The sequence below is a fragment of the Candidatus Binataceae bacterium genome (assembly GCA_036495685.1).
Classification (GTDB): domain Bacteria; phylum Desulfobacterota; class Binatia; order Binatales; family Binataceae; genus JAFAHS01.
The window spans coordinates 67,816-81,025 of record DASXMJ010000090.1; the positions used below are offsets into that span (position 1 = coordinate 67,816).

At 62.1% G+C, this 13,210-nt stretch carries 11 protein-coding genes; 5 read left to right on the top strand and 6 right to left on the bottom strand.

The window, feature by feature from the left end:
• Positions 1-6 precede the first annotated feature (6 nt).
• From VGI36_09695 to VGI36_09715, 5 genes are all read right to left on the bottom strand, one after another.
• A complete protein-coding gene (locus VGI36_09695; GenBank protein HEY2485410.1) occupies positions 7-963 on the bottom strand; it encodes an ABC transporter ATP-binding protein in 957 nt (318 codons plus the stop codon).
• Between the two features lie 59 nt (positions 964-1,022).
• Complete coding sequence (locus tag VGI36_09700; GenBank protein HEY2485411.1) at positions 1,023-2,522, bottom strand: MFS transporter; 1,500 nt, start codon at positions 2,520-2,522, stop codon at positions 1,023-1,025.
• The gene (locus VGI36_09705) at positions 2,519-3,331 is read right to left on the bottom strand and encodes an SDR family oxidoreductase (protein HEY2485412.1); all 813 of its coding nucleotides are present in this window, start codon (positions 3,329-3,331) and stop codon (positions 2,519-2,521) included. The genes VGI36_09700 and VGI36_09705 overlap by 4 nt, the downstream gene beginning before the upstream one ends.
• Positions 3,332-3,480: 149 nt before the next feature.
• A complete protein-coding gene (locus tag VGI36_09710; protein ID HEY2485413.1) occupies positions 3,481-4,563 on the bottom strand; it encodes an NAD-dependent epimerase/dehydratase family protein in 1,083 nt (360 codons plus the stop codon).
• A gap of 18 nt (positions 4,564-4,581) precedes the next feature.
• Positions 4,582-6,225, bottom strand: coding sequence for an amidohydrolase family protein (locus VGI36_09715; protein HEY2485414.1), 1,644 nt, complete (start codon positions 6,223-6,225; stop codon positions 4,582-4,584).
• A 116-nt stretch (positions 6,226-6,341) separates the two neighbouring features.
• Between VGI36_09715 and VGI36_09720 the strand changes: the two genes are divergently transcribed.
• From VGI36_09720 to VGI36_09740, 5 genes are all read left to right on the top strand, one after another.
• Entirely contained in the window at positions 6,342-7,085 is a 744-nt protein-coding gene (locus VGI36_09720; protein HEY2485415.1) for a TetR/AcrR family transcriptional regulator, read from the top strand.
• Positions 7,086-7,452: 367 nt separating this feature from the next.
• Positions 7,453-8,538: a Zn-dependent alcohol dehydrogenase gene (locus VGI36_09725; GenBank protein HEY2485416.1), complete on the top strand. Its 1,086-nt coding sequence runs from the start codon at positions 7,453-7,455 to the stop codon at positions 8,536-8,538.
• A gap of 57 nt (positions 8,539-8,595) precedes the next feature.
• Positions 8,596-9,594: an aldo/keto reductase gene (locus tag VGI36_09730; protein HEY2485417.1), complete on the top strand. Its 999-nt coding sequence runs from the start codon at positions 8,596-8,598 to the stop codon at positions 9,592-9,594.
• Positions 9,595-9,641: 47 nt separating this feature from the next.
• Positions 9,642-11,030: an amidohydrolase family protein gene (locus tag VGI36_09735; protein HEY2485418.1), complete on the top strand. Its 1,389-nt coding sequence runs from the start codon at positions 9,642-9,644 to the stop codon at positions 11,028-11,030.
• A 3-nt stretch (positions 11,031-11,033) separates the two neighbouring features.
• Positions 11,034-12,320, top strand: coding sequence for an amidohydrolase family protein (locus VGI36_09740; protein HEY2485419.1), 1,287 nt, complete (start codon positions 11,034-11,036; stop codon positions 12,318-12,320).
• Here the strand turns inward: VGI36_09740 and VGI36_09745 are convergent.
• Positions 12,317-13,201 (bottom strand): LLM class F420-dependent oxidoreductase, encoded by an 885-nt coding sequence (locus tag VGI36_09745; GenBank protein HEY2485420.1) that lies wholly within the window; start codon positions 13,199-13,201, stop codon positions 12,317-12,319. The two genes, VGI36_09740 and VGI36_09745, sit on opposite strands and share 4 nt — an antisense overlap.
• Between the last annotated feature and the right edge of the window lie 9 nt (positions 13,202-13,210).

The following is a 13,210-nucleotide window of genomic DNA, read 5'->3' on the forward strand; positions in this document are numbered from 1 at the left end:
AGGAGATCAGTCCCGCAGCGCGCGTCCCGTCATCCTCAGGAACACGTCCTCAAGATTCGGTTCCACCACCCGCACGCTCTCCGCCATCGCCCCGGCATTGAGCAGCGCCGTCAGCATCGCGGGCAACCGATTGGCGCCACGGTCGGCAACTACGTGAAGATGGTTGTTCTCCACGGTCGCCGACATCACCCCGTCGAGGGCGCCGACGATGCGTTCGGCGCGTTCCGGGGAGTCGCCCCGGCCCAATCCAATCTCGATGCGAGAATCCTGTCCCAGGCCCGCGACCAGCTCGGCGCGGGTGCCTTCGGCAATGAGCTTGCCCGAGTCGATAATCCCGATCCGCGCGCACAGGCGCTCCGCTTCCTCCATATAGTGCGTGGTGTAGAGGATCGCAGTGCCCTCGTCGCGCAGCCGCTCCACCAGATCGAAGATGGCGCTGCGGCTCTGCGGGTCCACGCCCACCGTCGGCTCATCAAGAATGAGGAGTTTGGGCTGATGCAGAATGCCGGCCGCGAGATTCAAGCGCCGCTGCATGCCGCCCGAGTAGGTGCCGACGATATCGTCGGCACGCTTGGTCAGACCCACCGCGTCAAGAGCGGCGTCAATCGCTTGCTGCAGTGCGGCGCCGCTGAGATCGTACATCCGTCCCCAGAAATCGAGATTTTCGCGCGCGGTGAGATCGAGATAGAGAGTGATCGCCTGCGGCACGATTCCGATCAGGGCACGTGCCGCCGGTCCCGCGTCGATATCGGTGCCATCGATCGCGACTTCGCCGGCGTCGCGCGCGAGGATTCCCGCGATCATTGAGATCGAGGTGGTTTTGCCGGCGCCGTTGGGTCCCAGCAGTCCGTAGATTTCGCCAGGTGCGATGGTGAACCCGATACCATCGACAGCAAGCCGCGAACCGAAGCTCTTGCTGAGCCCTTTGACAACCAGTGGAGGCTTGGATTGTTCCCGGTTCATCGCCTTTGCCGCCAGTCTCAGGTTTGTCCGCCAACCCGACCAAGCTCAGCCGTGCCGCATCACGAGGCCGCGCTGATATCCAGCTGTTCGCGAGTCAGCACCTTCAGTTCATCTCCCGAATCAGGTTCATCGGCGTTCTTAAGCCGCGCGAGGTTTTTCTCGTGCGTAGAACGGTCGATGTTGTAAAAGAGCAGTACTGTGATCGCGATCGCGCTGAAGATCGTGACAATCGGAACGAAGACCATTCCCAGGTGATAGAGGATCGCGGGATCGACATGACCTTGCTGCGCGTGCTGCGGGAAGCTGATCCACGTAAGGATTAGACCGGAAAGGAAGGTACCGACTCCCGTGACGCATTTCGCGATAAGGCCATTGGCCGCGAACAGCAACCCCTCCGATCGCTGCCCAGTCGATACCGCCGCATCTTCGACCACATCTGCCATCATCGAGCTCGCGATAATGAACCCGCTCAGGCCGAGCGTCGCCGCGACAAAGGTGAAGCCAAGGACGGTCATAAATACTGCGCGCGTACCGTTTGGTGGCAAGACGCCGATGAGGCGCAGCAAAATCGGGGTGCTCGACGCGAACAGCGACGTGAAGAAGACGGCGATCATCGCCGGCTTCTTGCCGAATCGTTTCGAGATCGCGGGCGCAAGTCCGACACCCGCGAAGGCAGCGACCAAAGTGGCTAGTGCAAGATACGACATCTGCGCGGGAGTGAGCTCGAAGAAGTACGCGGAGATGTAGAAGTCGAGGCCCTGCCTGAGGCCCGTCGAAATAGCTCCTACGATCCCGGAAACCGTCAGCGCCAAGAACGAGCGGTTGGTCACCGTGCCGCTGATTTCGCGGAGCTTGTCGCGCCATCTGGTGCGAACCCTGGGCTCATGCACTACCGGGATGAAGCGGTGAGTACCGACGCACGAGATGATGATCGAAAAGAAGATCGCGATACTCGCCGCGATCGCTGTCTCGCGGTAGCCTGCCGGATTCAGCAGGCCGAGAGGGTGCGTCGCGTCCTTGCGCAGAAAGACCTGCAGCGCCACGAACGAAATCGCCGCGCCGCCGAGTGTGCCGAAAAAGAAGCGCGAGCTCATCAGGCTCGTGCGCTCGTCATAGTCGAACGTCAATTCAGGCCCCAGCGCGGAGCTCGGTATTTCGTAGAGGCTTAGCAGCACGCGCACCGTGACCAGCATCACGCCCATGTAAACGAGCAGGCTGGTCTTCGACCATCCGAGCGGTGGCGCAAACAGGAAGTAAAACGCGATCGCGGCGGGCAGCGCCGACGCGTACATGAACGGATGCCGCCGGCCCCATCGCGAGCGTGTGTGATCCGACCATTCGCCGATCAACGGATCGCAAACGGCGTCGAAGATCAGGGTGATCATGATCATCGCGCCGACCCAGGCCGCAGGCAGCCCGACCACCTGGTTGAAGAACAACAGGAGCGCGGAGGTGAGGGTCGCCTGATGGACTCCGAAGGCGACCGAGCCGACGCCGAAAAGAACGTTGGTCGAAAACGCGAGCCGCGGAGGCTTTGACGATGATTTTTCCGCGCTCACCAGGAACGCTCTCCACGCTGCGTGCACTCGACGCCGCCGTCAACAAAAAGGATCTGTCCTGTCATCAGCGAGTTCTCTTCGCTCAAGCACCAAGCGATGATTGCGGCCATCTGCTCCGGCCGTCCCGGATACGCGCCGCTGAGCGGCACCATCTGCCCCATCGCCGCCTTGCTCTCAGGATTCGAGAGGATGTACGCGGCGCCGGGCGTATCGATAAATCCCGGCGCGATCACGTTCAGCGTGATACCCGCGCCTGCCCACTCAGGAGAACCGGCCGCGCGCCGGCACCAGCAGTTCAACGAGTACTTGGCGTTAGCGTACAGCGCCAACCCCACCTGCATCCCTTGCGTCGGTGTCATTTCGTTGATCGGCGCGATTTTCGCCGCAAATTTCCACGCGCCGTCGCTCGCCGCCTTCTCATCCATCCTCAGCATGGCATCAACGAGTCCCTGGTCGATTGGACTGAACGACGCTATCGAAGAGACGGCGGTAGCCCGAGGCGCCGAGCTCGACTTGAGCAGCGGGCTCAGGCCTTCGAGCGTCGCGACCGTGCCGAAGAAGTTCAATTGCAGGCTGGTCTGCGGAGGACCGCCGCCGGCTACCGCGGCGATCGCGTCGATCTTGCCGCCCGAGAGACGCGTCACGCTGTCGACCAGGGCCTTGCGTCCTTCGCTGGTCGTAAGATCGGCAATGACATCGGCATTGCGGAGATCGCATCCGATAACCCGGCCGCCACGCTCTCGAAGCCATCGCGCAGTCGCCGCTCCGATTCCGGAAGCGGCGCCGGTGACGACATAAGTTCGATCCATCGTTAACACTCCCGGCATCGGCGATTCGGGTAGGAGCAACCGCGATGCCATCGGCGAAGTCGGTCAAATTCCACAATTCCTCGTTCGCGCGAACGCAGTCCGGGCGCTGCGTGCAGCGTCACGCGTGCATACGATTTCGATCTCGACGATCATTTAAATGCCGGCTTGACGATTCCGAGCTCGATCATCGTGCGGCCAGTCTCGAAGAGCGTGTCATCGACCGGCCGCGTCGTAAGGCCCAGCTCCTCGCGCGCGCGATCGCAATAGGCGCGTGGCGAGTCATACGGGCGGCCATGCTTCGCGACAATCTCCGCGTATTGCTTCGGCGGACCGCCGACCGCGATATGCGGGAAGAGGCGCGACAGATGCTCCTGCAGCTCGGCGGCGTTGAGCTCGCCCGATCGATCCGCTGCCGTCAGTTGATAGCGCCCGCCGTTCTTGCACCTGGCGCTTTCGATTGTCAGCGCGTGCGCCTCGCCCACGTCGCGCACGTCCACGATATTCCACAGATGCTGCCAACCGCGCCCGCACGGCTTTCCCATCAGCATCCGTCCGAGGAAGTATTGCCACGAGCCCGGCAGCTCATGCGCGCGCGAGAGCAGCGGCCCCAGCCCGGCGCACGGACACACAGTGATTACGTCGAAGCGTCCGTCCTCCTCCGCGACGCGCCACGCCATCCGCTCGGTCGCAATCTTGCCCATCGCGTACGCGACGTCGCCGTTGGTGTCGATACTCTCAGGGGTCCAGCTCGCATCCTTGCCGCGATTGTCCGACGCCCAGTCTTTCTCATTGAATACGTATCCGGGCGGCGCCGGATGCGCGATCGCAGAGAAAGAGCTTGTGTACACAACGCGCCGTACGCTGCCCGCCTTCTTAACCGATTCGAGCACCTTCGTCGTGCCGTTCACCGCGCCGTCGTAGATTTGCCGCGGCTGGTTCAGGTTCGCGTATCCCATCGGCGTGCCGACATGCATCACGGCCGCGCAGCCCGTGAAGATCTCGTCGTAGCTACCCTCCTCGAGCAGGTTGCCGGTTCGAAGTTCGACGTGCCCCGGATACACGCTGCTGTTCATCGCGAGCAGATGAGCGGTCTTTTCCGGCTTGCTCTCGTCGGTGACGCAGGCGCGCACCGTGTATCCGCGCTTCACCAGCGCGAGCACAACGTGCGAGCCGATATGGCCGGACGCGCCGGTTACAGCTACGGGACCGTCGGATGATTTAACCTGAGACATCGAGCGCCGCTCTCCGAGTTATCGTCCGTGGCGGAGCACCCGGCCTGCATGGGCCCCGGTATGCTTACCGTCGCGCACGTTCACCCTGCCGTTGACGATAGTCGCCTTGTAGCCGCCCGAGCGTTGGATAAATCGCGGCGCCCCGCCGGGAAAGTCGTTGACCAGCTCCGGCTGCCGCTCCGCCACCTGGTCCGCGTCGAACACGTTCACGTCCGCGCGCATCCCAGGCTTGAGCGCCCCGCGATCCTTGAGTCCGATCACGCGGGCGGGTCCCGAGGTCAGGCGGCGTATCGCCTCGGCCATAGAGTAGAGCCGGGTCTCGCGCACCCAGTATGACAGCACGAAGCTCGGCCATCCCGCGTCCATGATTTGCGACACGTGCGCGCCGGCGTCGCCGAGGCTCGGGAGGCAGTGCTCGCTTTTGAACAGATCGCCGAGCGCCTTCAGGTTGCGATTGAACATTCGAAGGTTGAAGAGCGCCTTGCCGCCGGTCTCGCGCGTGAGGCGAAGGAAAGTATCCGACCAATGCTCGCCCGCCGCCGCGGCCATCGCCTTCAGATTATTCTCCGGCGCGGCGGTGTAGTCGGGCGAGATGCCCGCGCCCAGGTAAAAAACCTGACTCATATCTACGAAGGTGGAATTTTCGCGTTTCGCCTCCTCGAGCAGGTTCGTGCGGAATTCGGGAACGTTGATCGCGGCGAGGCGCTCGCGAAAACTCCGCGCGCGCAGCGCATGCCAAGTCGCGCCCGCGATCGGCAGGTTTGCCTGCAGCCCGAATATGAAGCCTGAGCCGCGCACCTGCGTGACCGCGGTGACGTCGCGATGGCTACAGAAGCGGTCGAGAAACTCGCGGCGCTGCACGCCCGAGTTGTCTTCCTCGCCGGCGCCGAAGCTGAACAGGATACGGCTCTTGCCCGCATCCGCGATCGCCTTCAGCACCTCGAGGTCGGCGCCGACGGCCTGCATCAGCGCGTTGCGCGGCGCGACCTGCTTGGCGATTTCGACCAGCTCGATAGGATCGGCGAACGTGCCGGGGATCGAGCGACCGTCGGGCAGCTTGTGCGGCGCGTAGCGATTCGTCGAAAAGCCGACCGCGCCGCGATCGATCGACTCGCCTACGATCTCGGCCATCCTGCGCCGCTCAGCCTCGGTCGCCTGCTCCTCGACCGCGCGCTCGCCCATCACGTAGAAACGTACGGCGCAGTGCCCGACCATCCCGGCGACGTTGATTCCAGGGTTCAGCTTCTCGATCGCGTCGAGGTAGCCGCCGTAGTCCTCCCAGTTCCACGGAAGCCCGGTGAGGATTGCGTTGCGCGGGATATCCTCGACCGTCTCCATCATCCCGGCGAGCAGCTCGCGGTCGGTAGGCTTGCACGGCGCGAAGGTGACCCCGCAGTTGCCGAGGAGCGCCGTCGTCACGCCGTGCCAGCTCACGGGGGTGAGATCGGGATCCCATCCGATTTGCGCGTCGAGATGGGTATGGAGATCGACGAAGCCCGGGGTGACGGTTAACCCGCGCGCGTCGATTACTTCGCGCCCGCCGCCGAGGTCGCTGCCGATCGCGGTTATTCGGCCGTCATCGATCGCGAGGTCGGCGGCGAGAGGCTCGGCGCCCGTGCCGTCAACGATAGTTCCGCCTTTGATTACGATTTCATGTGACATTATGCTCTCCGTACTCTGATGCCGATAATAGCCTCCGCGATTTCCGCGGCCGCGCCATGAACCGTCGAGAGAATGCCGAGACTCTTCCCAGCGCCTGTTAGAACGGATATTCTAAAATGGTCGTTCGAGTCAAGACTCGCGGCACCGGAAAGAGGATTGTGGAAGAAAAGTTTCCGAAGAAGCCGATAGCCGCGCCGCAATTCAGGCGAGAAACGACAGCGACGCACGCGAGCGATGCGGCGGTCGGAGTGCGCGGCTACCGCATCCGCGATCTCGCCAAGGCCGAAGAGCGCCGCCGCGCGATCCTGCTCGGCGCGGCGCGTGCTTTCGCCAAGGGCGGCTACAACGCGACCAACATGGATCAGATTGCGGGCGAATGCGGCTTGGCAAAAGGGCACATCTATCACTACTTCCGCAGCAAGGAGGAAATTTTCACCGAGATCCGAATTGATGCGGTAAACCGGGCGCTGGAACTTCTCGCCGCGGTCGCATCTTTGGCGGCCAAGGATCCTGAGTTGTCCTTGCGCAAGGCAATTTCAGGCGTGGTTGCCAGGATCTGCAACCCCGAAGAGCGCTACGAGCCGCTACTGCCCGACCCCGTTTCGCTGAGCCCGAAGAATCAAAAGCGCATACGAACGCTGGGCCGGCGTTACGAGCAGATGTTCGCGAATATCGTCCGCAGTGGAATCGATCGGAATATTTTCGTCCCCGGCGATCCAAAACTGATGACCTTCGTAATCTTGCGCGCCGCCTTTACCGTCGCCAACTGGTATCGCGAGGGCGGCAAGTGGAAACCTCGATGGATCGTCGAGCAGGTCACTGAACAATTGCTTAGAAGCGTGCGCCAACCCGACGCATGACCTTGATTGAGCCGTCCCTCCGCAACCTGCGGCGTTGCAAACCTTTATCCGAAACGCGTATGCAGCTGCTCGCGGACAGCCATTCTCGGCCCGAGACCCCCTAGCCGAATCGGCCTTGAACCGCTGCGCAGCCTTGCGGCCCTGTGCTTCTGCCACGCTCATCGCCATCACCGCGCCTTCCGTGAATCGTGGACCCAAGCCAAGCCACCGCGCGCGCGGAGATTCGACCTGTCTTAGGATTTGATGCATTGCGGCGCAAGGCAGTGCTCCGCCAAGTGCATGTGCGCACTCTTGGACAAGACGAGCCAACAAGGCGTAGAAGAAAAGGCAGCTCCGCTGGACTTTCTGGCTTGAGGAGTTAGTGCGCATGAAAGCTGCCGTATTCCATGGTCCCAAGCAGCCGCTCAAGATCGAAAACGTCGACATCGACGAACCTCGCGAGCATGAGGTCGTGGTGCGGACCGCCGCCACCGGCGTGTGCCACAGCGATCTCCATTTCGTTGAGGGGCTGTACCCGCTCCATGCCCCCGCGGTGCTCGGACATGAAGCCGCCGGGGTGGTCGAGAAGGTTGGTTCCGCGGTCAGCTATCTGGCGCCCGGTGATCACGTGATCGCGTGCACCTCGGTGTTCTGCGGCTATTGCGAAGACTGCATGTCGGGCCATCCCAATCGCTGCTCCAACCGCGCTTCCACCCAGCGCGCCAAAGACAGCAAGCCGCGGCTCTCGTTCCAGGGTACGCCGCTGACGCAGTTCGCCGACCTTTCCACCTACGCCGAGAAGATGCTGTTGCACGAGAATGCGCTGGTGAAAATCGGCAACGACATGCCGCTCGACCGCGCTGCGCTGATCGGATGCGGGGTCACTACCGGAGTGGGCGCGGTACTGAACACCGCGCGCATCGAGGCGGGTTGCACGGTCGCGGTCTTCGGATGCGGCGGGGTGGGTATTTCGGCTATCCAGGGCGCGCGGATCGCCGGCGCGCGCAAGATAATCGCGGTCGATCAATTCGAGAACAAACTCGCAATGGCGAAGCGGTTCGGCGCGACCGACACGATCGACGCGTCCAATACCGAGGCGGTCAAGGCAATCAAGGCGATGACCGGGGGCGGGGTTGATTATTCTTTCGAGGCGGTCGGGCTAAAGCACCTCGCCGAGCAGTGCTACGACGCGCTGCGTCCGGGCGGTACGGCGACCATAATCGGCATGATACCGGTCGGGCAGAAGGTCGAGATCGACGGGCCCAAGCTGCTGAGCGAGCGGAAAATCCAGGGCACCAACATGGGCAGCAACCGTTTTCGCATCGACATGCCTCGTTACATCGACTTCTACCTGCAGGGTCGGCTCAACTTGGACGATATGGTGAGTAAACGAGCGCGGCTCGAGAACGTGAACGAGGCATTCGAATCGATGAAGAAGGGCAAAGTCGCGCGCACGGTCCTCATGTTCGACTAAGCGGTGGCGAACCTCGGGCGCAGGCTTGTACACTGTGTCACTGGCGGAGGCAGCACGATGGAATATCGGCAGTTTGGCCAAACGGGAATCAAGATTTCGGCGGTCGGAGTCGGGTGCTGGGAGATTGGCGGGGGCTACGGCAGCATCGAGGAGACGGAATTCATCAAGGCCGTCGGCCGCGCCCTTGACCAGGGCATCAACAGTTTCGACACGGCCGAAGCGTACGGTTTCGGCGCATCGGAGAAGTCGCTCGCCAAGGCGCTGGGCGCACGCCGCAAGGAAGCGGTGATTACGACCAAGTTTGGCGTCGGCTATCCGGACACGCCGAACTATCGCGACAGCACCCGCAAGCGGGTAATGGAATCGATCGAGAAGAGTCTCAAGAATCTCAACACCGACTACGTCGACGTCTACCTGGTTCACTGGCCCGACCGCAACGTGCCGTTCGAGGAGCCGATGCGCGCGCTCGATGAGCTGGTCAAGCAGGGGAAAGTCCGCGCGGTCGGTCTTTCCAATTTCAAGCTTGCCGAGATCGAGAGGTGCATGCAGGCACGCCGGGTTGACGTGGTTCAGTACTGTTGGAACATGTTCGATCGGCGCATGCAGACGGAAATTTTTCCATACTGTCGCGACCACAAGGTCGGGGTGATGGCATACGGCTCGCTGGCCTACGGAGTTTTGACCGGCACCATGAGCGAGGAGATGGACTTCGGCTCGGACGACTGGCGTTCGCGCCGCGGTCGCCTGGGCAATATCAACCTGTTTCAGCACCTGTTCGGTCCCGATCATTTCCTTAAGAATCTTCGTGCGGTCGAAGAGCTCAAGCGGATCGCGCAACGCTACGCTAAGACCCTGCCCCAGTTCGCGCTCCGCTGGACTCTCTCGAATCCGGTGATCAGCACGGCGCTGGTGGGATGCCGCAACGAACGCGAAGTGAACGACAACGTCGGCGCGGTCGGATGGAACATCTCGGATGCGGACATGAAGGAGATCGATGCGATTTTTGCGCGCAACGGGGTGAACCCGATTCCGGATGCATGGCTGGAAACGGAATAGCGCGAACGATTAGGATATAATTGCGATAGCGATTTGGAGGTGCGGCAATGCCGGTTCAGAAATTTGCACCCATGACCAAAACCTTTCCGACCTTCGACTGCGATGCGCACGTCGCCGAGCCGCCCTGGCTGTGGGATCGGGCCAAGGAGTGGCTGACTCACGATGAGTACGAGGCGCTGAAACGCAGCATCTGGTTCGACCCAGAATCCAAGCAGCTGGTCGTCAACGGAGTTGCCAACTCGGGGCTCGGCTCGCAGCGCATCCACGGCGCCCCGGGCATGGTGAACGTGCTCTCGCTGGCAGGACCTGGCCTCAAGCACGATATTCAGCGCGCGATCAACGTACGCAATCTCAATCCGAAAACCGCGCTTACCGCCGAGCAGGCCGACTATATCGACCACAAGGGTGCGTATGAGCCCAAGGCGCGCCTCAAGGACATGGACGTGCAGGGAATCGACCAGGTCATGATCATTCCCAGCGACATCGACACCTACCCGTGGATCCAGAACGCGCTCGGCGCGCGGGCGATGTGCAAGGCGTACAACGACTGGGCGCACGAATACTGCCAGGAAAATCCCGACCGCCTGTTCTTTGCCGCGCTGTTGCCGATGCAGGATCCCAAGCTCGCGGAAGACGAGATCTATCGGGTGGCGGACAAGGGCTGCCGGGTCGGCCTGGTGCGGCCCATCGATGCGATGGGCAACTACCCGATTCAGCCGAAGTACGCGCGGGTGTGGCACGCGATGGAAGAAACCGGCGTGGTGTACGGCATGCATCCGTTTCCCGCACTCGGCCTGCTCAAGCCGCCGGGCTATACCGAGCAGTACTCCGGCGCCGAGCTTATCGGACTGAGTGCGACCTCGGCTTCGCTGCCGCACACTTTCCTGATCAACGTGCAGGACTTCCAGGCGGAAGCTTCGCTCTGGGTCACGATGGTCCTGATGTCGGGATTCTTCGAACGCTTTCCGAAGCTGCACGCCGCCGTGTTCGAGGCCTCCTCGACCTGGCTCAGCTTCGTGCTCGACGAATGCGACAAGGCATACAAACTCTACCGCAATGACCGGAGGCTTGCTCCGCTGAAGCGCCTGCCTCGCGAGACTTTCTTCCAGCACTGCGTGACGGGCTTCGAGGGCGATGAGTCGCCGCCATCGCGGTTTCCGGAGTTCTACGAAGACATCCTGGCGTGGTCATCCGATGTGTACCACCACGACGGGGACGATGCGTGGCGCGCAATCGAAACCATGCGCACGGGCGAGCTGCCGGAGCCGTACCAGGCGAAGTTCCTCGGCGGCAACGCCCGCAAGATGTACCGAATCGATCCGCCCAAGAGTTTCATCGGCGACCGCGTGACCGAGATTGAGCGTCCCGACTGGTGGCCCACGGACCAAGAAGTACAAGAGGCACTGAAACCTGAAGCGGCACTGCGCCGGTACTGAGTCATGAGCAAGAAGTCATTTCCGGTGTTCGACAGCGACTCGCACGTCGTCGAGCCGAACGCGGTGTGGGACAAGTATCTCGAAGCGGACTATCGCACCCTCGGCAAACACGCGCTGTGGCGTGAAGAGGGGGCGCACGGTTCCTATCTCAAGGTCAACGGCAAGATCTTCCGCGACTCGATGAATTCCAACATCCCGCGCCACGCGATCTGGCGGCCGGGTATGACCTGGGAAAAGATCGGAGAGCTCGATCCCGGGCGCCGCCATCCGATGACCGAGGGTGCATCGAATCCGCAGGCGCGACTCAAAGACATGGATGCGATGGGCGTGGACCAGGCATTTCTCTATCCGACCTGGTTTGCGGAAGGATTCCACTTGGTCGAGGATCCCGAAGTCGCTTACGCGCTGGCGCGCGCCTACAACAACTGGATCGCGGACTTCTGCAAGGCCGCGCCGGATCGACTGTTCGCGGCCGCAATGGTTCCCCTGCAAAATATCGACTATGCGCTCGAGGAACTCCGGCGAATCGCAAAGATCCCGTCGTTTCGGGGCGCCTTCATTCGGCCCATGTTCCTGGAAGGGCACTACTTTACCCATCCGGTCTACGATCCGCTTTGGGCGGAATTGGAAAAACTCCAACTCACAGCGGCGGTTCACTCCACCGCCGGCCTGTGGAACCCGGAATGGACGTCGCACGGACCGTTTGTCGAAAAGGTCAAGGGCCGACTCAACCAGTTCTTCGGCATCATGAGTGCGGGCGGAGGTCCGGGTGCGGGAGGCGGCGCCTCATCGATGTTCACCTTCACGGCGGCACCCCCGCTGGGACATCCGATTGCGCCGATAATTTCACACTGGCTCGACAATCATATGTTCGTCGCATCGACGCTTATCGGCTTCACCGTGATGCAGCGTTATCCGAACATGCGGGTCGTGGTCGCGCACGGAAAAGCATCGTGGATGGAAGAGGTGTTGGAGAAAATGGAAGCGTCGACCCGCACCATTCCGCTCCTGCATACCTACCCGGTGCGCACCGACGTCGAGGAGATGTGGGAGGAAGGTAAAGTTATGCTCGGCTTCGATGCGGAAGAGCGTCTCATCCAGAAACTGCCGCACGACTTCGTCGAGAAGGTGGTGTGGGGCTCGCGCTATCCGCATCACGACGCCACCAGCGCGCTGGACGCGATCGCGATGTTGAGCGAAGCCCGGGTCGAAGAGCCGGTTATCGCGAAGATGCTGGGCGGCAACGCGGTCGAGCAATTCGGGCTTAAGGGGAAGCAGCTCTCGGCTTAACCAAGCCTCAAGGCCGGCGCGAGCCAGTCGCCGGCCATCTTGTCGATCCAGGCCGGAATCCGCGCCGCCTCCGCGGGTGGACTCGTGACGAAGACCAGTTCGTCCACACCCGCATCGCGATAGCGTTTGAGATCGTCTACCGTGATCCGTTTCAGGTATGGCGCTATGACGATTTCCACCTCTTTCGGATGGCGCCCGCGCTCACGCAGCATCGCGTGAAGCCGGGTGACTTTTTCGCCGGTCTCGGCCGGGTCGAGGTTGAAGCCGAACCATCCGTCACCGACGTCGGCGACCCGTTTCAACGCCGGCCCGCTCTCTCCGCCGAAGAGCACCGGCAGATTTCCGCCGCGCGATGGTTTGGGGAACGCACGCGCGTGGTCGAAATTTACGAACTCGCCATGAAAGCTGGTCACCTGCTCGTCCCACAGGCGGCGCATCACCTCGACGTACTCGCGGGTGCGCGGGGCGCGCCGCTGAAACGGAATCCCGAGAGCGGCAAATTCTTCGGCGGACCATCCAACACCCACCCCGAGCGCAAAGCGTCCGCTGCAGAGACGATCGAGCGAGGCCACCTGCTTGGCGAGGACCAGGGGATTGTGCTCGGGTACCAAACAAATCCCGGTGGCCAGCCGGATCTCGCTGGTGACCGCAGCGGCGAACGTCAGGGTGATTAAAGGATCCAGCCAGTCCGCATCCGCGGGGAGCGGGAAGTTGCCCTCGGTCGAGTAGGGATACTTGGACTCATGGCGATCAAAGAGGACTACGTGTTCTCCCACCCACAGCGTGGAAAAGCCTGCGCGCTCCGCGTGCTCGGCGGTAGTGCGAACGATCGCCGGCTGAACCGCTGTGCCGATGCCTAGTGCAAAGAGTCCGGTTTTCATCTGGAGCCC